The following is a 21,266-nucleotide window of genomic DNA, read 5'->3' as shown; positions in this document are numbered from 1 at the left end:
AGACAAAACGTACCTGTTAATTCAAGTTTTATTATAAATCGCACAGCGATGTGCGTAGTCAGTCAAACTGAGGTCTGCACGATGCAGATCACGCAGATGTCACCACAGGATGTGGTGAACTTAATCTGCGATCCATTTATCGGAGAGTTTGATCCTGGCTCAGGACGAACGCTGGCGGCGTGCCTAATACATGCAAGTCGAGCGGACAGATGGGAGCTTGCTCCCTGATGTTAGCGGCGGACGGGTGAGTAACACGTGGGTAACCTGCCTGTAAGACTGGGATAACTCCGGGAAACCGGGGCTAATACCGGATGCTTGTTTGAACCGCATGGTTCAAACATAAAAGGTGGCTTCGGCTACCACTTACAGATGGACCCGCGGCGCATTAGCTAGTTGGTGAGGTAACGGCTCACCAAGGCGACGATGCGTAGCCGACCTGAGAGGGTGATCGGCCACACTGGGACTGAGACACGGCCCAGACTCCTACGGGAGGCAGCAGTAGGGAATCTTCCGCAATGGACGAAAGTCTGACGGAGCAACGCCGCGTGAGTGATGAAGGTTTTCGGATCGTAAAGCTCTGTTGTTAGGGAAGAACAAGTACCGTTCGAATAGGGCGGTACCTTGACGGTACCTAACCAGAAAGCCACGGCTAACTACGTGCCAGCAGCCGCGGTAATACGTAGGTGGCAAGCGTTGTCCGGAATTATTGGGCGTAAAGGGCTCGCAGGCGGTTCCTTAAGTCTGATGTGAAAGCCCCCGGCTCAACCGGGGAGGGTCATTGGAAACTGGGGAACTTGAGTGCAGAAGAGGAGAGTGGAATTCCACGTGTAGCGGTGAAATGCGTAGAGATGTGGAGGAACACCAGTGGCGAAGGCGACTCTCTGGTCTGTAACTGACGCTGAGGAGCGAAAGCGTGGGGAGCGAACAGGATTAGATACCCTGGTAGTCCACGCCGTAAACGATGAGTGCTAAGTGTTAGGGGGTTTCCGCCCCTTAGTGCTGCAGCTAACGCATTAAGCACTCCGCCTGGGGAGTACGGTCGCAAGACTGAAACTCAAAGGAATTGACGGGGGCCCGCACAAGCGGTGGAGCATGTGGTTTAATTCGAAGCAACGCGAAGAACCTTACCAGGTCTTGACATCCTCTGACAATCCTAGAGATAGGACGTCCCCTTCGGGGGCAGAGTGACAGGTGGTGCATGGTTGTCGTCAGCTCGTGTCGTGAGATGTTGGGTTAAGTCCCGCAACGAGCGCAACCCTTGATCTTAGTTGCCAGCATTCAGTTGGGCACTCTAAGGTGACTGCCGGTGACAAACCGGAGGAAGGTGGGGATGACGTCAAATCATCATGCCCCTTATGACCTGGGCTACACACGTGCTACAATGGACAGAACAAAGGGCAGCGAAACCGCGAGGTTAAGCCAATCCCACAAATCTGTTCTCAGTTCGGATCGCAGTCTGCAACTCGACTGCGTGAAGCTGGAATCGCTAGTAATCGCGGATCAGCATGCCGCGGTGAATACGTTCCCGGGCCTTGTACACACCGCCCGTCACACCACGAGAGTTTGTAACACCCGAAGTCGGTGAGGTAACCTTTATGGAGCCAGCCGCCGAAGGTGGGACAGATGATTGGGGTGAAGTCGTAACAAGGTAGCCGTATCGGAAGGTGCGGCTGGATCACCTCCTTTCTAAGGATATTTACGGAATATAAGACCTTGGGTCTTATAAACAGAACGTTCCCTGTCTTGTTTAGTTTTGAAGGATCATTCCTTCGAAACGTGTTCTTTGAAAACTAGATAACAGTAGACATCACATTCAATTAGTAACACAAGATATCACATAGTGATTCTTTTTAACGGTTAAGTTAGAAAGGGCGCACGGTGGATGCCTTGGCACTAGGAGCCGATGAAGGACGGGACGAACACCGATATGCTTCGGGGAGCTGTAAGCAAGCTTTGATCCGGAGATTTCCGAATGGGGAAACCCACCACTCGTAATGGAGTGGTATCCATATCTGAATTCATAGGATATGAGAAGGCAGACCCGGGGAACTGAAACATCTAAGTACCCGGAGGAAGAGAAAGCAAATGCGATTCCCTGAGTAGCGGCGAGCGAAACGGGATTAGCCCAAACCAAGAGGCTTGCCTCTTGGGGTTGTAGGACACTCTGTACGGAGTTACAAAGGAACGAGGTAGATGAAGAGGTCTGGAAAGGCCCGCCATAGAAGGTAACAGCCCTGTAGTCAAAACTTCGTTCTCTCCTGAGTGGATCCTGAGTACGGCGGAACACGTGAAATTCCGTCGGAATCCGGGAGGACCATCTCCCAAGGCTAAATACTCCCTAGTGACCGATAGTGAACCAGTACCGTGAGGGAAAGGTGAAAAGCACCCCGGAAGGGGAGTGAAAGAGATCCTGAAACCGTGTGCCTACAAGTAGTCAGAGCCTGTTAACGGGTGATGGCGTGCCTTTTGTAGAATGAACCGGCGAGTTACGATCCCGTGCAAGGTTAAGCAGAAGATGCGGAGCCGCAGCGAAAGCGAGTCTGAATAGGGCGCATGAGTACGTGGTCGTAGACCCGAAACCAGGTGATCTACCCATGTCCAGGGTGAAGTTCAGGTAACACTGAATGGAGGCCCGAACCCACGCACGTTGAAAAGTGCGGGGATGAGGTGTGGGTAGGGGTGAAATGCCAATCGAACCTGGAGATAGCTGGTTCTCTCCGAAATAGCTTTAGGGCTAGCCTCAAGGTAAGAGTCTTGGAGGTAGAGCACTGATTGGACTAGGGGCCCCTACCGGGTTACCGAATTCAGTCAAACTCCGAATGCCAATGACTTATCCTTGGGAGTCAGACTGCGAGTGATAAGATCCGTAGTCGAAAGGGAAACAGCCCAGACCGCCAGCTAAGGTCCCAAAGTATACGTTAAGTGGAAAAGGATGTGGAGTTGCTTAGACAACCAGGATGTTGGCTTAGAAGCAGCCACCATTTAAAGAGTGCGTAATAGCTCACTGGTCGAGTGACTCTGCGCCGAAAATGTACCGGGGCTAAACGTATCACCGAAGCTGCGGACTGTTCTTCGAACAGTGGTAGGAGAGCGTTCTAAGGGCTGTGAAGCCAGACCGGAAGGACTGGTGGAGCGCTTAGAAGTGAGAATGCCGGTATGAGTAGCGAAAGAGGGGTGAGAATCCCCTCCACCGAATGCCTAAGGTTTCCTGAGGAAGGCTCGTCCGCTCAGGGTTAGTCGGGACCTAAGCCGAGGCCGAAAGGCGTAGGCGATGGACAACAGGTTGATATTCCTGTACCACCTCCTCACCATTTGAGCAATGGGGGGACGCAGGAGGATAGGGTAAGCGCGGTATTGGATATCCGCGTCCAAGCAGTTAGGCTGGGAAATAGGCAAATCCGTTTCCCATAAGGCTGAGCTGTGATGGCGAGCGAAATTTAGTAGCGAAGTTCCTGATTCCACACTGCCAAGAAAAGCCTCTAGCGAGGTGAGAGGTGCCCGTACCGCAAACCGACACAGGTAGGCGAGGAGAGAATCCTAAGGTGATCGAGAGAACTCTCGTTAAGGAACTCGGCAAAATGACCCCGTAACTTCGGGAGAAGGGGTGCTCTGTTAGGGTGCAAGCCCGAGAGAGCCGCAGTGAATAGGCCCAGGCGACTGTTTAGCAAAAACACAGGTCTCTGCGAAGCCGTAAGGCGAAGTATAGGGGCTGACGCCTGCCCGGTGCTGGAAGGTTAAGAGGAGCGCTTAGCGTAAGCGAAGGTGCGAATTGAAGCCCCAGTAAACGGCGGCCGTAACTATAACGGTCCTAAGGTAGCGAAATTCCTTGTCGGGTAAGTTCCGACCCGCACGAAAGGCGCAACGATCTGGGCACTGTCTCAACGAGAGACTCGGTGAAATTATAGTACCTGTGAAGATGCAGGTTACCCGCGACAGGACGGAAAGACCCCGTGGAGCTTTACTGCAGCCTGATATTGAATGTTGGTACAGCTTGTACAGGATAGGTAGGAGCCTTGGAAACCGGAGCGCCAGCTTCGGTGGAGGCATCGGTGGGATACTACCCTGGCTGTATTGACCTTCTAACCCGCCGCCCTTATCGGGCGGGGAGACAGTGTCAGGTGGGCAGTTTGACTGGGGCGGTCGCCTCCTAAAAGGTAACGGAGGCGCCCAAAGGTTCCCTCAGAATGGTTGGAAATCATTCGCAGAGTGTAAAGGCACAAGGGAGCTTGACTGCGAGACCTACAAGTCGAGCAGGGACGAAAGTCGGGCTTAGTGATCCGGTGGTTCCGCATGGAAGGGCCATCGCTCAACGGATAAAAGCTACCCCGGGGATAACAGGCTTATCTCCCCCAAGAGTCCACATCGACGGGGAGGTTTGGCACCTCGATGTCGGCTCATCGCATCCTGGGGCTGTAGTCGGTCCCAAGGGTTGGGCTGTTCGCCCATTAAAGCGGTACGCGAGCTGGGTTCAGAACGTCGTGAGACAGTTCGGTCCCTATCCGTCGCGGGCGCAGGAAATTTGAGAGGAGCTGTCCTTAGTACGAGAGGACCGGGATGGACGCACCGCTGGTGTACCAGTTGTTCTGCCAAGGGCATCGCTGGGTAGCTATGTGCGGACGGGATAAGTGCTGAAAGCATCTAAGCATGAAGCCCCCCTCAAGATGAGATTTCCCATTCCGCAAGGAAGTAAGATCCCTGAAAGATGATCAGGTTGATAGGTCTGAGGTGGAAGTGTGGCGACACATGGAGCTGACAGATACTAATCGATCGAGGACTTAACCTAATTTCTAATGATGTCACACCTGTTATCTAGTTTTGAGAGAATATCTCAAAAAAACTCTTGACTTTTCAATATATACATAGTATAATGTTAAATGTCACTGAAATTGTCTGGTGATGATGGCGAAGAGGTCACACCCGTTCCCATGCCGAACACGGAAGTTAAGCTCTTCAGCGCCGATGGTAGTCGGGGGTTTCCCCCTGTGAGAGTAGGACATCGCCAGGCAGACTTCATTCCGCAGTAGCTCAGTGGTAGAGCTATCGGCTGTTAACCGATCGGTCGTAGGTTCGAATCCTACCTGCGGAGCCATTATTGGAGAGCTGTCCGAGTGGTCGAAGGAGCACGATTGGAAATCGTGTAGGCGGTCAACTCCGTCTCAAGGGTTCGAATCCCTTGCTCTCCGCCACTTATATTTATACATAATTACAATTGAAAGTCTGGGCCCGTTGGTCAAGCGGTTAAGACACCGCCCTTTCACGGCGGTAACACGGGTTCGAATCCCGTACGGGTCATTATATGATGGAGGATTAGCTCAGCTGGGAGAGCATCTGCCTTACAAGCAGAGGGTCGGCGGTTCGAGCCCGTCATCCTCCACCATTATCATCGCGGGGTGGAGCAGTTCGGTAGCTCGTCGGGCTCATAACCCGAAGGTCGCAGGTTCAAATCCTGCCCCCGCAACCAATTAAAATCAAATGGTCCGGTAGTTCAGTTGGTTAGAATGCCTGCCTGTCACGCAGGAGGTCGCGGGTTCGAGTCCCGTCCGGACCGCCATTTAAATAATAAGGCTCGGTAGCTCAGTTGGTAGAGCAACGGACTGAAAATCCGTGTGTCGGCGGTTCGATTCCGTCCCGAGCCACCACCTATGCCGGTGTAGCTCAATTGGTAGAGCAACTGACTTGTAATCAGTAGGTTGGGGGTTCAAGTCCTCTTGCCGGCACTGTTTTTTCAAAACTTAATGTGGAGGGGTAGCGAAGTGGCTAAACGCGGCGGACTGTAAATCCGCTCCCTCAGGGTTCGGCAGTTCGAATCTGCCCCCCTCCACCATTTATAGGGGCATAGTTTAACGGTAGAACAGAGGTCTCCAAAACCTCCGGTGTGGGTTCGATTCCTACTGCCCCTGCCAAATTTATGACATCTTGAGATTATGGCGGTTGTGGCGAAGTGGTTAACGCACCAGATTGTGGCTCTGGCACTCGTGGGTTCGATTCCCATCAATCGCCCCATATTATCATTGGGCTATAGCCAAGCGGTAAGGCAACGGACTTTGACTCCGTCATGCGTTGGTTCGAATCCAGCTAGCCCAGTCTCACTTTTTTATATCAATTGAATATAATGTATTAAGTCCCTTAAGATGCGGAAGTAGTTCAGTGGTAGAACACCACCTTGCCAAGGTGGGGGTCGCGGGTTCGAATCCCGTCTTCCGCTCCAATTACGGCGGCATAGCCAAGTGGTAAGGCAGAGGTCTGCAAAACCTTTATCCCCGGTTCGAATCCGGGTGTCGCCTTTCTTTTGCCGGGGTGGTGGAATTGGCAGACACACAGGACTTAAAATCCTGCGGTAGGTGACTACCGTGCCGGTTCAAGTCCGGCCCTCGGCACCAATTTTACTTACTTGATAAGTTAAATTGGTGTTTGTGCTTGAAAATATAATGAAGCTAATCATATCAATGATCTACTTATGTAGATCATTTTTTTATTGTATGAAAGTGTCGATGTAAGCATTGGGCTGTATTTCATAAAAAGTCGCTTTAGCCCTTTATTATTATATTTCCCAAAAAACTTTTTTGAAATACATTGACACTTTATCATATCCATGATATATTTATATTCGTCGGTTAGATACGACGTAAAACTTGCCGGTGTGGCGGAATTGGCAGACGCGCACGACTCAAAATCGTGTTCCTTCTGGAGTGTCGGTTCGACCCCGACCACCGGTATACAAAAGAACCCCGTTTCTTACTTATGTAAGAAACGGGGTTTCGTTTTTATTAAAAGAAGGAGCCTATATTAATAAGCAGAGGCTCCTTTTTGTTATTTACTCAGCATATTGGTCGATGATCTCTTCTAAGACCTCTTCAAGTTGTTCGATATCATCAAGCTCTGATTGTCTGAAACGGACACGTACGAGCTGCTCTCCGTCATTATACATCTCTTCCAGCCATCCACGCAGGCCTCTTGCCCGGCGATCAACTTCGAAAATAATTTCTAAACCGTCTTCCTCTAAAAGAAAAATAAGCTCTAATTCATCAAGCATCTGACGGTAATAGCCTGATGTTGGAACAAACTCAAATTCTTGAACGAAAGGCAGACGGCGCTGGAAGTAAGATGCCTGTTCACAGTCTGCTTCGTTAAGACGGAAGCCAAGGTTCTCAATTGCTTCTAATACATTTTCAACCCAAGGATGTGCTTCTACGAAGATACGATCGTGATCTGATTTATCAATACCGCCTTGAATGTCAAGGTCTGTCACTACTGCGACTTCTACCTTCCCTACAGTAATCGGTGTATCAAGAGGCAGGATGAAGGAGAACGGAAATTGATGTTCTTCTCCAGGCTGAATGGTGAATGAACCAGTTACCCGAAAAGAATGAATTGTTGCGTGTTTCCGGTGCTCTTCATCGTCTTTTACAATGACATATCTTGTGTTGAGCTGTAAATCAATATAACGGATATCCTGGGCGATTTTCCCGCCTTTTACATGTACAGTTCCGCGGACTTCTTCTCCTGGACAATACGCATCTTTCTCCAAAATGGTATCGACTTTTGCTGCGCCGATGCCGGCACTTGCGGCAAGTTTCTTAAAAAATGACATATTAGATCTTCCCCTTTTTCTTTTTCTCAACAGTTATACGTGGGAAGAAGGAAAAAAGGTTCATTTATTTTGAAATAAATGAACCTTTTTTCCTATAATCGTTTATCTGAGGGACAGACTAAAAGTGATGCTTAAGTAAAGGAGGAGACATGAATGAATAAAGAAATGATGGTCGCTGATGAATTACATAGAATGTTTTTAGCTGGTGAGCTGCAAATCACAGTCGAGGAGGACATTAACAATCTTTCAGAAAGACTGAGAAGCGGTGAACTCAGATTAGACAGTTTGACCGGGGAAGATGCGTTTATAAAAGAAACAGTAAACGAAGCGTTAAGAAGAGTGGAGCAATAAAATAGAGAGACGGCTTCTCAAAATGAGAGACCGTCTTTTTTTATGGTTTAAGAAGCACTTTAATGGCTCCGTCTGTTTTCGTATCAAACACCTCATAACCGTGCTTTGCTTGATCTAACGGCAGAACATGTGTGATGATGTCGCCCGGATCTACTTTACCTGTAGCAATCAAATCATACAGGTACGGCATATAATGAATGACGGGGGCTTGGCCGGTTCTAATATTTACGTTCCTTTGGAAGATGTCTCCGAATGGAAATGCATTGTATCTCATTCCGTACACACCTGTCACTTGAATTGTGCCGCATTTTCTGACAGCCTGTGCCGCCGTTACCAGCGCACCCATGGCTCCGCCGTGCATTTTAACACCGGTGGCGAGAAATTCAAGCGGGGACATTTTGCCGTCCATTCCGACGCAGTCGATGACGACATCTGCACCGCCCTGTGTGATTTCTTTCAAATATAAACCAGCGTTTTCATGATGCTCGAAATTAACGATTTCTACATTGTTTGTTTTTTTTGCGTGCTGAAGGCGATAGTCTACATAATCCACTGCAATGACTCTTTTGGCGCCTTTCATCCATGCGAATTTTTGCGCGAGCAGCCCGACAGGACCGCAGCCGAGAATAATGACGGTATTTCCCTCTTTTACTCCTGCGTTGTCTACGCTCCAATAGGCTGTCGACATAGCGTCTGAAAGCAATACCAATTTCTCATCTTCTACTTCACAGTCATCAGGAAGTTTAAAGGGAGTGAAGTTAGCATAGGGGACGCGCATGTATTCAGCCTGGCCTCCGGGATAGCCGCCTGCTGAGTCTGAATAGCCAAAATAAGCACCGACTTCGCCGTTTGCATTTGAATTGTCACATTGGCTTTCAAGCTGGTTTTTGCAGAAAAAACATTCGCCGCAGCTGACGTTAAACGGTATGATGACACGATCGCCTTTTTTAACCTTGTGAACGTCGGGGCCTGTTTCTTCAACAATGCCCATTGGTTCATGGCCGATGATATAATCTTCAGGAAAATTGGGAACCATGCCGTGAATTAGGTGTAAATCAGATCCGCAGATTGCTGTGGTTGTCAGTTTGACGATGATATCATCAGGTTTTTTGATTTCTGGCGCTTTTACCTCTTTGACGCGGACGTCTTTAATGCCTTGATACGTAACAGCTTTCATTCATGATGTCTCCTTATTGTTTAGTGATCGGGCGTTGCGAATGTTCCGAGACGGTTCGTGTTATCGGGGAAAAGTTTTAGCCCGGCGATATCAACGGCTGTTTGTGCTGATTTCATATCGATTTGAAATTGTTTGTCCAAGTCAGAAGGGAAAAGCCAGCCTTTTTCCATCATGAGCTGTGATAGTTCTCCGTGCAGGTAAATAGCGGCGTCTAATTGATTGCGCAATGCTGTTCTGAGTTCTGGGCTTGCGGTTTCCGTGATGGCGACAGCATAATTTTTGATACCGGTTTTTACGGAAATTAAGAAATCTAGGGCAAGTGCTGAATCAGCAAGGTCAGGCATGCCTTTTGCGTTTTTCGGGTCTAAGAAATCGTTCAATGATAGTCACCTCCTGTTATTGTCGGGGCCTTTTGATAGAGGCTCTGAAGCTCAGTTACGTCCCGTACAGACTGCTGTACATCCTTCTCCATAAGGGCTCTCAGTTCCTGATCGAACACCAGTCCCTGCATCATTTTTGATTTAAGTAAACATACGGTTTTGAAGTTGAGGATTTCGTGTAAATCAACTGTTTCGTGGTTTGCCAAACGGTCTTGTTCCATTTTTTCGGTCACCTCCTGATTCAAAGGTATTTTTACCTTGTATCATGCTTTTATGCGAAAGTGCTATAATGGGGAAAATATTTTCTTGGGGGAGTCGGATGATGAAACAGATTATTGCGATGGGTGGCGGAGGTTTTTCAATGGAACCAGATCATCTGGTTCTTGATCAATTTATCATTAATCAGTCAAAGCAGCCCTCACCTCGCATTTGTTTTTTGCCAACGGCAAGCGGGGATGCGGAGAACTATGTTCAGCGGTTTTACCATGCTTTTCAAAAGCTTGATTGTGACCCGTCTCATTTGTCTTTATTTAAGCCGCCGACAACAGATTTAGCCTCCTTTATTATGGAGAAAGATGTGATTTATGTCGGCGGGGGAAATACAAGAAATTTGCTGGTGCTGTGGAAGGAGTGGGGACTGGATCACATATTGAAAAAAGCTTGGGAGAACGGGATTATTTTAGCGGGATTAAGTGCAGGTGCGATCTGCTGGTTTGAAGAAGGTGTGACGGATTCTGCCGGACCGCTGACCGGTTTGAAAAGCTTGGGTTTTTTGCAAGGCAGTTTTTGTCCTCATTATGATGGAGAAAAGGATCGGAGACCTACATATCATCACATGATATCAGAGAAAGCGTTGAGCAGCGGTTATGCGGCGGATGATGGAGCAGCTCTTCATTTTATTGATGATCAGTTTTTTCAGGCTGTAAGTTCAAGATCTGATGCAAATGCGTATCAGGTAGTGCTTCATGAAAATGAAATCTCTGAAATAGCATTGCCGATTACATATTTGTCTTGAATTTGCTGAATATTTTATACATTGCTCTTTTTTTCAGTTTGTTTTTATGATACGATAAGTGCGAAATTAATAGTTACTGGGGGTGCCCGCTGACGGGCTGAGAGAGAAGATATGCTTCTTAACCCTTTGGACCTGATCTGGTTCGTACCAGCGTGGGGAAGTAGAGGAATTGTTTTTATTATTGCTGAATACTGCAATAATATGTTTCTTTCTGACTGTAACCGGGTTCATTCAATTGAATCCGGTTTTTTGTGCTGGTTATGGGCTTGATTTTGTCCTTTCAAACAAAGAGAGGGGAAGGATAAGTGATGCAAAATCATTCAGTGCAGCAAGCCAACATTTCCATTATGTCGAGTTTTTCGGGTAGTAAAAAAGTATATGTAGAGGGGGCTTCGCCGGATATTCAAGTGCCGATGAGAGAAATTGAACTCAGTCCGACAACAGGATCATTCGGCGAAGAGGAAAACGCGCCGGTTCGTGTCTATGATACAAGCGGACCGTATACGGACCCCGATGTAAAAATTAATATTCAAGAAGGTTTAAAACCGCTTCGGCACAAGTGGATCACTGGGCGCGGCGATGTTGAAGAATACGATGGACGTGCTGTGAAGCCAGAAGACAACGGCTATAAAAAGGCTAACCCTAATGTAAGCTATCCCGGGTTAAAACGGAAACCGCTGCGGGCGAAAACGGGCCAAAATGTCACTCAAATGCATTATGCGAAAAAGGGGATAATTACCTCTGAAATGGAGTTTATCGCTATTCGTGAGCATGTGTCTCCCGAATTTGTCAGAGATGAAGTAGCCAGCGGCCGGGCGATTATTCCAGCAAATATTAATCATCCGGAAAGTGAACCAATGATTATCGGCCGAAATTTCCATGTGAAAATTAACGCGAATATCGGGAATTCAGCCGTTACATCTTCGATTGAAGAAGAAGTGGAAAAAATGACGTGGGCGATTCGCTGGGGAGCAGATACGATGATGGATCTTTCCACGGGGAAAGATATTCATACGACGCGTGAATGGATTATCCGAAATTGCCCGGTTCCTGTTGGCACCGTTCCGATCTATCAAGCGCTTGAAAAAGTAAACGGTGTAGCGGAGGATTTAACGTGGGAAATCTACCGTGACACGCTGATTGAGCAGGCTGAACAGGGTGTGGATTATTTTACGATTCACGCGGGTGTTTTGCTGCGATATGTGCCGCTAACTGCTAAACGGACAACGGGAATTGTGTCACGCGGCGGAGCGATTATGGCCCAGTGGTGTCTGGCTCATCATCAGGAAAGCTTTCTGTATACTCATTTTGAAGAAATCTGTGAAATTATGAAGACGTATGATATTGCCTTTTCTCTTGGAGACGGGCTTCGCCCAGGGTCAATTGCCGATGCCAATGACGAAGCGCAGTTTGCTGAATTAGAGACTCTCGGAGAACTCACGCAAATTGCCTGGAAGCATGATGTTCAGGTGATGATTGAGGGGCCGGGTCATGTGCCGATGCATAAAATCAAGGAGAACGTCGATAAACAAATGGAAATCTGTAAAGAAGCGCCTTTTTACACGCTAGGGCCGCTGACGACGGATATTGCACCGGGCTATGACCACATTACATCAGCGATCGGAGCGGCGATGATCGGCTGGTACGGTACGGCCATGCTTTGTTATGTGACGCCGAAGGAGCATCTCGGGCTGCCAAACCGTGAAGATGTGCGGGAAGGGGTTATTACATACAAAATTGCGGCGCATGCGGCTGACCTTGCAAAAGGGCATCCGGGAGCGCAAATACGAGATGACGCTTTATCAAAAGCACGCTTTGAATTCCGCTGGCGAGACCAATTTAACCTGTCGCTTGATCCGGAAAGAGCGCTTGAATATCATGATGAGACCCTGCCTGCTGAAGGGGCGAAAACGGCTCATTTCTGTTCGATGTGCGGGCCGAAATTTTGCAGCATGAAAATTTCTCAGGATATCCGTGATTATGCCAAAGACAAAGAGCTTAATGAGTGGGATGCCATTCAAGAGGGCATGAAAGAAAAAGCCGAGGAATTTGTGAATCAAGGGAGCAAACTTTATAAGTAACAGTATAGAAAGTCATTGACAGGCCGAATTGAATACGTTTAAATATAGCTAATATACATTTCCAACATTTGCTGATCGGATCACCGAAGGCTCTTATCTTTTGAGATAAGAGCCTTTTTTATTTTTAAAGGAGGGAGAAATGATGGGAACCAAAAAAGAGAAAGGGAGAAGACGCTTCAGAAAACGAAAAACATATGGCAATCAGATGCTGCCGCTGGCGCTTCTTATTGAAAAGAACAAACGGGAGATAATGAATAGTGAAGAGTTAATGGAAAAAATTTATATGAAGATTGACGAGAAGCATACGGCAATCCGTAAATCTATGTAAAAAACCCGCTGAATAAACAGCGGGTTTTTTTCTATGCTATTAAACTTCTTTTTTAATCGGCAAACCTAAGCCCTCTGCTACGCGTCTTCCGTATTCAGGATCAGCTTTGTAAAAGTGCTCGATTTGGCGGAGTTTGATATCTTCTTTTTCTACCGGTTTCATTGCATTTACGATATTTTCTACAAGGCGTGTGCGTTCCTCTTCGCTCATTAAACGGTAGAGATCGCCTGCTTGTGTGTAGTGATCATTGTGATCGTAGCTTACGCTGTCAGCCATTCCTTGTACTGGATAAGCCGCTTGTTTATCCTCAGGTGATTCAGTCGGTCCGCCGAAGCTGTTTGGCTCGTAGTAGACGGAGCCGCCGCCGTTATTGTCAAAGCGCATTTGTCCGTCACGCTGATAGTTTCTTACTTCGTTGCGTGCGCGGTTGATCGGCAGGGCCTGGTGGTTTGCTCCGACACGGTAGCGATGCGCATCATGATACGCAAACAGACGCCCTTGAAGCATTTTATCCGGTGATACATCAATACCGGGGACCAGTGTTCCAGGTGAGAATGTTGCTTGTTCTACTTCTGCAAAGTAGTTTTCCGGATTTCTGTCAAGAACCATACGGCCGACTTCAATGAGCGGATAGTCTTTTTGAGACCATACTTTTGTGACATCAAACGGATCGAAGCGGTACGTATTTGCATCTTCTAAAGGCATGATTTGCACATATAATTTCCATGCAGGGAAATCGCCGTTTTCGATTGCATTGAACAGATCTTCAGTATGATAATCGGGGTTTTCACCGGCAATTTTTGCTGCTGTCTTCACATCAAGGTTCTTCACGCCTTGTTCTGTTTTAAAGTGATACTTGATCCATACGCCTTCGCCTTCGGCATTTGTCCATTTGAATGTATGGCTACCAAAACCGTGCATGTGGCGAAGTGTAGCAGGAATTCCGCGGTCAGACATCAGGATCGTCACTTGGTGTAGAGATTCCGGTGAAAGTGACCAGAAATCCCATACAGCTGTAGGATTTTTCAAGTGTGTTTTTGGATCTCTTTTTTGTGTATGGATAAAATCAGGGAACTTAATCGCATCGCGGATGAAGAATACCGGCGTATTGTTGCCGACGATGTCATAGTTTCCTTCTTCTGTATAAAACTTAACAGCAAATCCGCGCGGGTCGCGAACGGTGTCAGCAGAGCCAAGTTCACCGGCAACTGTTGAGAAACGGATGAACAAAGGTGTGCGTTTGCCGACTTCTGATAAGAAAGCAGCTTTTGTATATTTTGTTACATCGTTTGTCACTTCAAAATAACCGTGTGCGCCTGCACCTTTAGCATGAACGACACGCTCAGGAACACGTTCTCTGTTAAAATGGGCCAATTTTTCGAGTAAGTGTACATCTTGGATTAAAGTTGGTCCGCGAGAACCGGCAGTCATTGAATTTTGATTATCTCCAACTGGAGCTCCCCAGCTAGTTGTCAGTTTATTTGAACTCATGTCATCACCTCTTGGAATTGATAAGAACATAATATCATCTCTAAGTAAAAAGTCAATATTATTTTATAATGATTATAAAATAATCATTTGTATAATACGATAAAAACTATTGAAAAAAGCAGAAAACCCTTGGCAGAACAGTTTAATAGAGATGATCGAGGGTTCATAGAAATAAGCGCTATTTGCGAATATGAAAAGTAAGTGATAAACATTAATCCAAAAAATGTTGAATAAAAAAGAGTTGACATATCGGAATAATTTGAATTAACATGATATTCAAACAAAAAACAATTGGGCAGCTGATCGGACCGCCGAAGGCTCTCATCTCTACAAAAACAGAGATGGGGGCCTTTTTGTTTTTTTAGAAGGCGGGGTTGGCAGAAGGAGAGGGATAAAAGTGGCTGTGACCATCAACATCAAGGAAAAAGCATTTGCTCAAGAAGGCCGCCAAACTACGGTCTTGGAGAATATTCAATTATCAATTGCACCGGGTGAGTTTTTAACGATCATCGGACCGAGCGGATGCGGAAAAAGCACACTTTTAAAGATAATTGCAGGACTTGATTCTGATTTTAGCGGGAGTGTCGAAATTAACGGACGCCATGTGACTGCACCAGGTATTCAGCAAGGATTTATTTTTCAGGAACACCGTCTTTTTCCTTGGCTGACGGTTGAGCAGAATATTGCAGCCGATTTGAATTTGAAAGATCCTAAAGTCAAACAGAAGGTAGATGAACTGATCGAGATTGTCAGATTAAAAGGATCGGAGAAAGCATATCCGCGTGAGCTGTCGGGCGGTATGTCTCAAAGAGTGGCCATCGCACGAGCTCTTCTGCGGGAGCCGGAGGTGCTGCTTTTGGATGAACCGTTCGGTGCGTTAGACGCGTTTACTCGAAAACACCTTCAAGACGTGCTGCTGGATATATGGCGGAGGAAAAAGACAACGATGATACTCGTCACTCATGATATAGATGAATCTGTTTATTTAGGGAATGAGATTGCGATCCTAAAAGCCAAACCGGGAAAAATTCACAAGCTGATGCCAATTCATCTGGCTTATCCCCGAAACAGGACGACGACTGATTTCCAAGCGATCAGACAGAAAGTGCTGTCGGAATTCGAAAAAACAGAAGACTTTGAGTATGCAGAAGGATCAGGGATATAGAAAGGGCTGAAGCAGAGATGAAAAAAGGAATCATTGGATTGGCATCTATTTTTTTTCTGCTGGCAGGGTGCGGAGCAAATGGAGCCAGCGGTGATAAAAAACCATTGAAAGAAATTCGGATCGGAATACAGCAAAGCTTAAGCCCGCTTTTAATTGCCAAGGAAAAAGGCTGGTTTGAAAAGGCTTTTGAAAAAGAAGGCATCAAGGTGAAATGGGTGGAGTTTCAAAGCGGGCCGCCACAATTTGAAGGGCTTGCAGCAGATAAACTTGACTTTTCTCAAGTCGGCAATTCACCAGTGATCGCTGGACAGGCGGCAGGCATTGATTTTAAAGAAATCGGCTTGTCTCAGGACGGATTAAAGGCGAACGGAATACTTGTGAATCCAGACAGCGGGATTAAGGAGGTCAAAGATTTAAAAGGAAAGAAAATTGCTGTAGCGAAAGGCAGCAGCGGCTTTGACTTTTTGTATAAAGCGCTTGATCAATCAGGCTTGTCAGCTGATGACGTGACCATTATTCAGCTGCAGCCTGATGAAGCGGCCTCTGCGTTTGAAAACGGTTCGGTTGACGCTTGGTCCATCTGGGAGCCGTACCTATCCTTAGAAACAATCAAACACGGAGCGAAACTTCTTGTGAACGGGGAAAGCACCGATTTATATTCACCAGGGTTTACATTAGTTAGAACAACATTCTCTAAGGAACATCCAGACGAAGTGGTCCGTTTTCTGAAGGTGTTTAATCAGGCGGTTGTATGGCAAAAGGAACATCCGGATGAAGCGGCTGACTTGTATGCAAAAATAAAAGATCTCGATAAAAAGGTCGTTGAAAATGTGCTGAAAAATACGGAGCCTCTGAATGAGGTTATTAGTGAAGACATTATAAAAGCGCAGCAGGAGACAGCGGATTTTCAATTTAAAACAAAAGCGATAGATAAGAAAATTGATGTGAGAGAAGTTGTTGATAATTCATTTATCAAAAAAGCGTTAAAGGAAAAAGTCTCTGGAGGTGATCCATCATGAAAGCAGAGGCTGCAGGTTCACTGCCGAAAGCAAATGCTGAAGCGATACAAAGAAAGCCCCATAGAATCAAATACGGGTGGGCAAAGGGGCTTCTGCTGCCTGCTGTGATCATAGCCATCTGGCAGGTGATCGGCAGTCTTGGCATCGTGTCGGCGACAGTGCTCCCTACACCTGTTGCGATCTTGCTGACGTTTAAAGAGCTCATTTTGACAGGCGAGCTCTTTGGCCATCTGCAAATCAGTATATACCGGGCAGCGCTTGGTTTTGTACTTGGTGCGGGGCTTGGACTTTTGATCGGAATTTTGGCCGGATTTTCAAAACGGACGGAATTGTATCGTGACCCATCATTGCAAATGCTCAGAACTGTTCCGCATCTGGCTGTCACGCCGCTGTTTATTTTATGGTTCGGTTTTGATGAAATATCTAAAATTTTGCTGATTGCGCTCGGCGCTTTCTTCCCTGTGTATATCAATACATTTAACGGCATTCGCGGAGTTGACGCTAAGCTGTTCGAAGTTGCCCGGGTGCTTGAATTTAAATGGCACCAGCAGATGACAAAAGTGATTGTGCCGGCATCCCTGCCCAATATATTGCTCGGCATTCGCTTATCGCTGGGTATTGCATGGCTTGGGCTTGTTGTAGCGGAGCTGATGGGTTCAAGCTCAGGGGTCGGTTATATGATCATGGATGCCAGACAATTTTCACAAACAAATAAAGTGTTTGCCGGGATTATCATTTTTGCGGTGGTTGGAAAGCTGACGGATTCTTTTGTCAGACTGCTTGAACGAAAGCTATTAAAGTGGAGAAACAGTTACGAGGGAAAATAGACGAAAAGGAGAGATTGATATGGACATTCTTTGGTTTATTCCGACACATGGAGATACAAGGTATTTAGGGTCGGAAAGCGATGGACGGACGGCGGATCATGAATACTTTAAACAAGTGGCGCAGGCCGCTGACAGGCTGGGGTATACAGGAGTCCTTCTGCCTACGGGAAGATCGTGCGAGGACCCTTGGCTCACAGCCGCGGCGTTAGCCGGGGAAACAAAGGACTTAAAGTTTTTAGTCGCGGTACGGCCTGGGTTAATGCAGCCTTCTCTTGCAGCCAGAATGACCTCTACCTTAGATCACATTTCAGATGGACGGCTGCTGATTAATGTTGTGGCAGGGGGCGATCCGTACGAGCTAGCCGGGGACGGACTGTTTATCAGTCATGATGAGCGCTATGAAGCAACGGACGAATTTTTAACTGTTTGGCGGGGGCTTTTGCGCGGAGAAACGGTTACCTATGAAGGAAACCATATAAAAGTGGAAAACAGCAATCTGCTATTCCCGCCGCGGCAAGCACCGCACCCGCCTATCTATTTCGGCGGGTCCTCACAGGCTGGAATTGAAGTCGCGGCAAAGCATACAGATGTGTATTTAACGTGGGGTGAGCCGCCTGAGCAGGTAAAAGAAAAGATCGAGAGAGTCAAAAAGCAAGCGGAAAAAGAGGGAAGAACAGTGCGGTTCGGCATTAGGCTGCATGTGATCGCCCGTGAAACAGAACATGAGGCGTGGGAAGCGGCTGAGCGTTTAATCAGCCATTTGGATGATGACACGATTGCCAAAGCACAGAACGCTTTGCGCCGTGCTGATTCTTCGGGTCAAAAGCGGATGGCGGAGCTTCATCGAGGCGATCGGACAAAGCTTGAAATCAGCCCGAATCTGTGGGCGGGTATCGGCCTGGTCAGAGGAGGGGCAGGCACGGCTCTTGTCGGAGATCCGCAGACCATTGCCGACCGCATAGCGGAGTACCAGGCCCTCGGCATTGAATCATTTATTTTTTCCGGCTATCCTCATTTAGAAGAAGCGTACTATTTTGCAGAGCTCGTCTTCCCGCTTTTGCCGTTCGAAAATGAGCGGACAAGGAAACTTCAGAAAAAAAGAGGAGAAGCCGTCGGTAACACTTATTTTGTCAAAGAGAATCATGCGTCAGTTTAAGTGAAAACACAGCCTCCGAACATGGTATGATAATCAAAAAAGGGGGCTGTTTTTTCTGAAAATACTTATAAGTGCCGTTACTCTGTTGGTCATGCTGTCTGCATGCGGAAATACGAAGCACATGGAAATCAAAGAGGCAGATGTTTCAGATATTGAAAAAAACAGAATGAAGATTGCGGCTCCGCATTCATTCGCTGCTGAAGTGACTAATATCAACGAAAGCATTTCTGAGGCTGACATGTACATTGAACATTACCAAAACGGAAAGCTTGTTGAAACGATAGGTCCGGTAACTGCTGATTACACGGAAGAAAATCCCGATACATTACAATTTGTTTATTTTGAGAATGAGGAAGGGCAGAAAAAAATGAGCACCGTTCACTTTGGCATTGTTGATGAACAAGGGAGCAGCACGGCTGCTTCATCGTTTCAGCGTGACGTCAGCGCTGTACAGGAAATGACTCAAAATATATCATCAGCAGAGCCAATTTCTTTCGGGAAACCGGTATTGATCGGCAGCAGCATAAAGGATTCTAACGGTACAATGAAAACCACTGGAAACAAAAATGAACTGATCAAACATAAAGATGCTCTGCTTTATTATGTTGAATTGCATAAATAAAATGGACGGCTTCGGCCGTCTGTTTTACCGAGCGGTGTGCTTGCATTTTAGAATACATCGTGATACATTTTAAATCGTAAATATTACGATTTAAAGGAGGCTTTTTCTTGGCTAAGAAATCAAAAGTGGCAAAAGAATTAAAACGCCAGAAGCTTGTTGAACAATATGTTGCTATCAGACAAGAGTTAAAGGCAAAAGGAGATTACGAAGCACTCAGCAAGCTGCCGAGAGATTCAGCACCGGGAAGACTCCATAACCGCTGTATGGTAACGGGCCGCCCGAGAGGATATATGAGAAAATTTAAAATGTCCAGAATTGCATTTAGGGAGCTGGCGCATAAAGGCCAAATTCCGGGTGTGAAAAAAGCAAGCTGGTAAGAAAAAACTCCGGACGATTACACTGCGCCGGAGTTTTTTTCATTTTTCTTGAAGGAAATGACGTAGGATATGTGCTGGATGATCATGATGATAAACACGATAATAATAGGGAAAAAGGGAATGTGTGACTGAAACAGCGGATAAAAAATGAGCAGGACAGCGGCGGCAGGCAGTGAAAAGTAGACGGCGATGTATGACGCACGGCAGGCTTTTGCCGTCATCATCTGCTCTCTTTCATCCTGTTCCTCAAATTCATCTGGCAGCAGAAGATTTTTTGATGCAGGTCGGCTTTTCTTTTGTAAATAGATATAAACTGCAGCTGCCGCAATAAAAAGAATAAACGGGGTGATGTTTATTTCAAACATCATCTGGCCGTTCCTTGTGCTGAAAAAGGCTCCAATGCCTTCCGAAGCTTCAAAGTATGAAATCAGTGTCCAGCATGCAAGGCCGAACAAAACGAGGTGAAATGCTGCTTTTGTTTTCATGCCCATATTAGTCTTCCTCCTCTAGCCAAAAGACATCCTCCATTTTCATGGAGAAGGCTTTGCAGATTTTTAATGCTAATAACAGTGAGGGAACATAGTCTCCTTTTTCAATTGCTGCTACCGTTTGTCTCGTGACGCCGACCGTTTCTCCGAGTTTTTCCTGAGAATAACTTAAGCGCGCTCTGAGCTCTTTCACTTTATTTTTCATCATGACGTCTGCCACCTTCACATTCTCACTTTCATCCATTGTATAGTTTATTTAACATTATGTAAATGTAACTTAACAATATTACAAAAATAAAAATTTCTTTCGACAAATTTTTTATATTCTCTTGACGAAAAATTAATAAACGTGTAACATAATAAAAGTCAAAGCGGTGCTGACACCGCCAATAACAAATGCGGGTGTAGTTTAGTGGTAAAACCTCAGCCTTCCAAGCTGATGTCGTGAGTTCGATTCTCATCACCCGCTCCATACATACGTTATTAACGCAGTGTTTCGTTTCTCAGATAAACGAAGTATTGCGTTTTTTTATGTGAAAAAGAACACGAATCTCGTGTTCTTTTACGTAAGCCAATGTACTGTATGGCCGCCGCCGTGAATTTGTTCAAACATTTTCGTTAATGATGTTAATAGGTTAACGGCGTTTTCTTTTTTAATCGATGGCGGGAAAAAGATGATTTGCAGCATGCTTTTTGTATCTGCTGTGACGGGTTTTTGATTGACTTTGTTTTTGAAATCGCCGAATACCCCGTCTTCATCAGAATAAATCAGTATGTTATCTTTTTCTCCTACTGAAATCCGGACTGGCTCCTGGAGCTTGCCGGCATCATAGATCATAATGGGGAGAGAATATTTTAACGCGAAAAAATGTATGGTATCATGGGCTGAATCCTCGCTTTCCATGAATTGTTCTTTGGATATCGGGATCAGCATTTGCTCCATCGGCGTTTTTTCTCCCTCGAATGAAGGGTCAAGCTGCTTAAAGATTGTCTGCCATTCTTTGACGTAAGGCTGGCTGGAAATTCCGCCGTCCGCATAGTCAAAAAACAGGGACTCTTGAAATAAACGAAGTCTGCCTTTCAGCATTTGCGGAGAGGAGCCGACTTCAATATTTTCATATATCACAGCGGCTGCATTTATTCCTGCCGCGCGTTCAGTAATAACAGGATCAAGTTTGATATTCACATGCATTCACTC

General features: G+C 46.4%; 18 protein-coding genes, 17 tRNA genes, 3 rRNA genes and 1 riboswitch. Of the genes, 30 read left to right on the top strand and 8 right to left on the bottom strand.

Features of this window, described 5'->3' with window-relative positions:
• Nucleotides 1-136: 136 nt before the first annotated feature.
• From H7F27_RS16230 to H7F27_RS16140, 19 genes are all read left to right on the top strand, one after another.
• Nucleotides 137-1,686: ribosomal RNA gene (locus H7F27_RS16230) — 16S ribosomal RNA — on the top strand.
• Nucleotides 1,687-1,855: 169 nt separating this feature from the next.
• Nucleotides 1,856-4,783 (top strand): 23S ribosomal RNA (locus tag H7F27_RS16225).
• Between the two features lie 106 nt (nucleotides 4,784-4,889).
• Nucleotides 4,890-5,005 (top strand): 5S ribosomal RNA (gene rrf, locus H7F27_RS16220).
• The 16S, 23S and 5S rRNA genes sit together here with 16 tRNA genes alongside, the layout of an rRNA operon.
• 9 nt (nucleotides 5,006-5,014) lie before the next feature.
• Nucleotides 5,015-5,089 (top strand) — tRNA-Asn (locus H7F27_RS16215).
• A gap of 5 nt (nucleotides 5,090-5,094) precedes the next feature.
• A tRNA-Ser gene (locus tag H7F27_RS16210) sits at nucleotides 5,095-5,186 on the top strand.
• A 34-nt stretch (nucleotides 5,187-5,220) separates the two neighbouring features.
• Nucleotides 5,221-5,292: transfer RNA gene (locus tag H7F27_RS16205), tRNA-Glu, on the top strand.
• A 9-nt stretch (nucleotides 5,293-5,301) separates the two neighbouring features.
• A tRNA-Val gene (locus H7F27_RS16200) sits at nucleotides 5,302-5,377 on the top strand.
• A 7-nt stretch (nucleotides 5,378-5,384) separates the two neighbouring features.
• Nucleotides 5,385-5,461: transfer RNA gene (locus tag H7F27_RS16195), tRNA-Met, on the top strand.
• Between the two features lie 13 nt (nucleotides 5,462-5,474).
• Nucleotides 5,475-5,551 (top strand) — tRNA-Asp (locus H7F27_RS16190).
• A 12-nt stretch (nucleotides 5,552-5,563) separates the two neighbouring features.
• Nucleotides 5,564-5,639, top strand: a tRNA-Phe gene (locus tag H7F27_RS16185).
• 5 nt (nucleotides 5,640-5,644) lie between these two features.
• Nucleotides 5,645-5,717: transfer RNA gene (locus H7F27_RS16180), tRNA-Thr, on the top strand.
• Between the two features lie 22 nt (nucleotides 5,718-5,739).
• Nucleotides 5,740-5,824 (top strand) — tRNA-Tyr (locus tag H7F27_RS16175).
• A 5-nt stretch (nucleotides 5,825-5,829) separates the two neighbouring features.
• Nucleotides 5,830-5,903: transfer RNA gene (locus H7F27_RS16170), tRNA-Trp, on the top strand.
• 24 nt (nucleotides 5,904-5,927) lie between these two features.
• Nucleotides 5,928-6,003: transfer RNA gene (locus tag H7F27_RS16165), tRNA-His, on the top strand.
• A gap of 9 nt (nucleotides 6,004-6,012) precedes the next feature.
• Nucleotides 6,013-6,084: transfer RNA gene (locus H7F27_RS16160), tRNA-Gln, on the top strand.
• A 49-nt stretch (nucleotides 6,085-6,133) separates the two neighbouring features.
• A tRNA-Gly gene (locus H7F27_RS16155) sits at nucleotides 6,134-6,208 on the top strand.
• A gap of 5 nt (nucleotides 6,209-6,213) precedes the next feature.
• Nucleotides 6,214-6,284 (top strand) — tRNA-Cys (locus tag H7F27_RS16150).
• A gap of 7 nt (nucleotides 6,285-6,291) precedes the next feature.
• Nucleotides 6,292-6,380 (top strand) — tRNA-Leu (locus H7F27_RS16145).
• 254 nt (nucleotides 6,381-6,634) lie between these two features.
• Nucleotides 6,635-6,716, top strand: a tRNA-Leu gene (locus tag H7F27_RS16140).
• Nucleotides 6,717-6,814: 98 nt separating this feature from the next.
• Here the strand turns inward: H7F27_RS16140 and spo0M are convergent.
• Complete coding sequence (spo0M, locus tag H7F27_RS16135; RefSeq protein WP_101860922.1) at nucleotides 6,815-7,591, bottom strand: sporulation control protein Spo0M; 777 nt, start codon at nucleotides 7,589-7,591, stop codon at nucleotides 6,815-6,817.
• A 153-nt stretch (nucleotides 7,592-7,744) separates the two neighbouring features.
• On the opposite strand from spo0M, the gene H7F27_RS16130 reads away from it, so the two are divergent.
• Nucleotides 7,745-7,942, top strand: a complete 198-nt coding sequence (locus H7F27_RS16130) for a hypothetical protein (RefSeq protein ID WP_101860921.1) — start codon at nucleotides 7,745-7,747, stop codon at nucleotides 7,940-7,942.
• 40 nt (nucleotides 7,943-7,982) lie between these two features.
• Here H7F27_RS16130 and H7F27_RS16125 read toward each other — a convergent pair whose 3' ends face one another.
• The 3 genes from H7F27_RS16125 to H7F27_RS16115 are packed head-to-tail and all read right to left on the bottom strand — an operon-like array spanning nucleotide 7,983 to nucleotide 9,720.
• Nucleotides 7,983-9,119 (bottom strand): zinc-dependent alcohol dehydrogenase, encoded by a 1,137-nt coding sequence (locus tag H7F27_RS16125; RefSeq protein WP_185848149.1) that lies wholly within the window; start codon nucleotides 9,117-9,119, stop codon nucleotides 7,983-7,985.
• Between the two features lie 20 nt (nucleotides 9,120-9,139).
• Nucleotides 9,140-9,499, bottom strand: coding sequence for a spore coat protein (locus tag H7F27_RS16120; RefSeq protein WP_010333479.1), 360 nt, complete (start codon nucleotides 9,497-9,499; stop codon nucleotides 9,140-9,142).
• Complete coding sequence (locus H7F27_RS16115; RefSeq protein WP_024120670.1) at nucleotides 9,496-9,720, bottom strand: hypothetical protein; 225 nt, start codon at nucleotides 9,718-9,720, stop codon at nucleotides 9,496-9,498. Before H7F27_RS16115 ends, H7F27_RS16120 begins: the two co-directional genes overlap by 4 nt.
• Nucleotides 9,721-9,821: 101 nt before the next feature.
• On the opposite strand from H7F27_RS16115, the gene H7F27_RS16110 reads away from it, so the two are divergent.
• The 3 genes from H7F27_RS16110 (at nucleotide 9,822) to H7F27_RS16100 (ending at nucleotide 12,923) form a co-directional block, all read left to right on the top strand.
• Entirely contained in the window at nucleotides 9,822-10,514 is a 693-nt protein-coding gene (locus H7F27_RS16110) for a Type 1 glutamine amidotransferase-like domain-containing protein (protein WP_101860932.1), read from the top strand.
• 68 nt (nucleotides 10,515-10,582) lie between these two features.
• Nucleotides 10,583-10,690, top strand: a riboswitch (TPP riboswitch).
• Between the two features lie 132 nt (nucleotides 10,691-10,822).
• Entirely contained in the window at nucleotides 10,823-12,595 is a 1,773-nt protein-coding gene (thiC, locus tag H7F27_RS16105) for a phosphomethylpyrimidine synthase ThiC (protein WP_101860919.1), read from the top strand.
• A 142-nt stretch (nucleotides 12,596-12,737) separates the two neighbouring features.
• The gene (locus H7F27_RS16100) at nucleotides 12,738-12,923 is read left to right on the top strand and encodes an FbpB family small basic protein (protein WP_024120673.1); all 186 of its coding nucleotides are present in this window, start codon (nucleotides 12,738-12,740) and stop codon (nucleotides 12,921-12,923) included.
• Nucleotides 12,924-12,962: 39 nt separating this feature from the next.
• On the opposite strand, the gene katA is transcribed toward H7F27_RS16100, so the two are convergent.
• Entirely contained in the window at nucleotides 12,963-14,414 is a 1,452-nt protein-coding gene (katA, locus tag H7F27_RS16095; protein WP_095713780.1) for a catalase KatA, read from the bottom strand.
• A gap of 397 nt (nucleotides 14,415-14,811) precedes the next feature.
• Here katA and H7F27_RS16090 point away from each other — a divergent pair, with 397 nt between their 5' ends.
• From H7F27_RS16090 to rpsN, 6 genes are all read left to right on the top strand, one after another.
• Complete coding sequence (locus H7F27_RS16090; RefSeq protein WP_101860917.1) at nucleotides 14,812-15,579, top strand: ABC transporter ATP-binding protein; 768 nt, start codon at nucleotides 14,812-14,814, stop codon at nucleotides 15,577-15,579.
• Between the two features lie 17 nt (nucleotides 15,580-15,596).
• A complete protein-coding gene (locus H7F27_RS16085) occupies nucleotides 15,597-16,598 on the top strand; it encodes an aliphatic sulfonate ABC transporter substrate-binding protein (RefSeq protein WP_101860916.1) in 1,002 nt (333 codons plus the stop codon).
• Nucleotides 16,592-17,425 (top strand): ABC transporter permease, encoded by an 834-nt coding sequence (locus tag H7F27_RS16080; protein ID WP_185848948.1) that lies wholly within the window; start codon nucleotides 16,592-16,594, stop codon nucleotides 17,423-17,425. Before H7F27_RS16085 ends, H7F27_RS16080 begins: the two co-directional genes overlap by 7 nt.
• A gap of 19 nt (nucleotides 17,426-17,444) precedes the next feature.
• On the top strand, nucleotides 17,445-18,581 hold the full coding sequence (ssuD, locus tag H7F27_RS16075; RefSeq protein ID WP_024120678.1) for an FMNH2-dependent alkanesulfonate monooxygenase: 1,137 nt from the start codon (nucleotides 17,445-17,447) through the stop codon (nucleotides 18,579-18,581).
• Between the two features lie 91 nt (nucleotides 18,582-18,672).
• The gene (locus H7F27_RS16070) at nucleotides 18,673-19,203 is read left to right on the top strand and encodes a hypothetical protein (protein ID WP_101860931.1); all 531 of its coding nucleotides are present in this window, start codon (nucleotides 18,673-18,675) and stop codon (nucleotides 19,201-19,203) included.
• A gap of 107 nt (nucleotides 19,204-19,310) precedes the next feature.
• A complete protein-coding gene (gene rpsN, locus H7F27_RS16065) occupies nucleotides 19,311-19,580 on the top strand; it encodes a 30S ribosomal protein S14 (RefSeq protein ID WP_024120680.1) in 270 nt (89 codons plus the stop codon).
• A 17-nt stretch (nucleotides 19,581-19,597) separates the two neighbouring features.
• Here the strand turns inward: rpsN and H7F27_RS16060 are convergent, their stop codons facing one another.
• Nucleotides 19,598-20,071, bottom strand: coding sequence for a hypothetical protein (locus H7F27_RS16060; RefSeq protein ID WP_024120681.1), 474 nt, complete (start codon nucleotides 20,069-20,071; stop codon nucleotides 19,598-19,600).
• A gap of 1 nt (nucleotide 20,072) precedes the next feature.
• On the bottom strand, nucleotides 20,073-20,273 hold the full coding sequence (locus tag H7F27_RS16055; protein WP_101860930.1) for a helix-turn-helix transcriptional regulator: 201 nt from the start codon (nucleotides 20,271-20,273) through the stop codon (nucleotides 20,073-20,075).
• Nucleotides 20,274-20,466: 193 nt separating this feature from the next.
• Here H7F27_RS16055 and H7F27_RS16050 point away from each other — a divergent pair.
• A tRNA-Gly gene (locus tag H7F27_RS16050) sits at nucleotides 20,467-20,540 on the top strand.
• A gap of 90 nt (nucleotides 20,541-20,630) precedes the next feature.
• Here H7F27_RS16050 and H7F27_RS16045 read toward each other — a convergent pair.
• A complete protein-coding gene (locus tag H7F27_RS16045) occupies nucleotides 20,631-21,254 on the bottom strand; it encodes a hypothetical protein (RefSeq protein WP_024120682.1) in 624 nt (207 codons plus the stop codon).
• Nucleotides 21,255-21,266: the final 12 nt, after the last annotated feature.

This window comes from Bacillus sp. PAMC26543, assembly GCF_014250375.1.
GTDB classification, from domain to species: Bacteria; Bacillota; Bacilli; order Bacillales; family Bacillaceae; genus Bacillus; species Bacillus halotolerans.
This window is presented reverse-complemented; position numbering and strand designations above follow the sequence as displayed.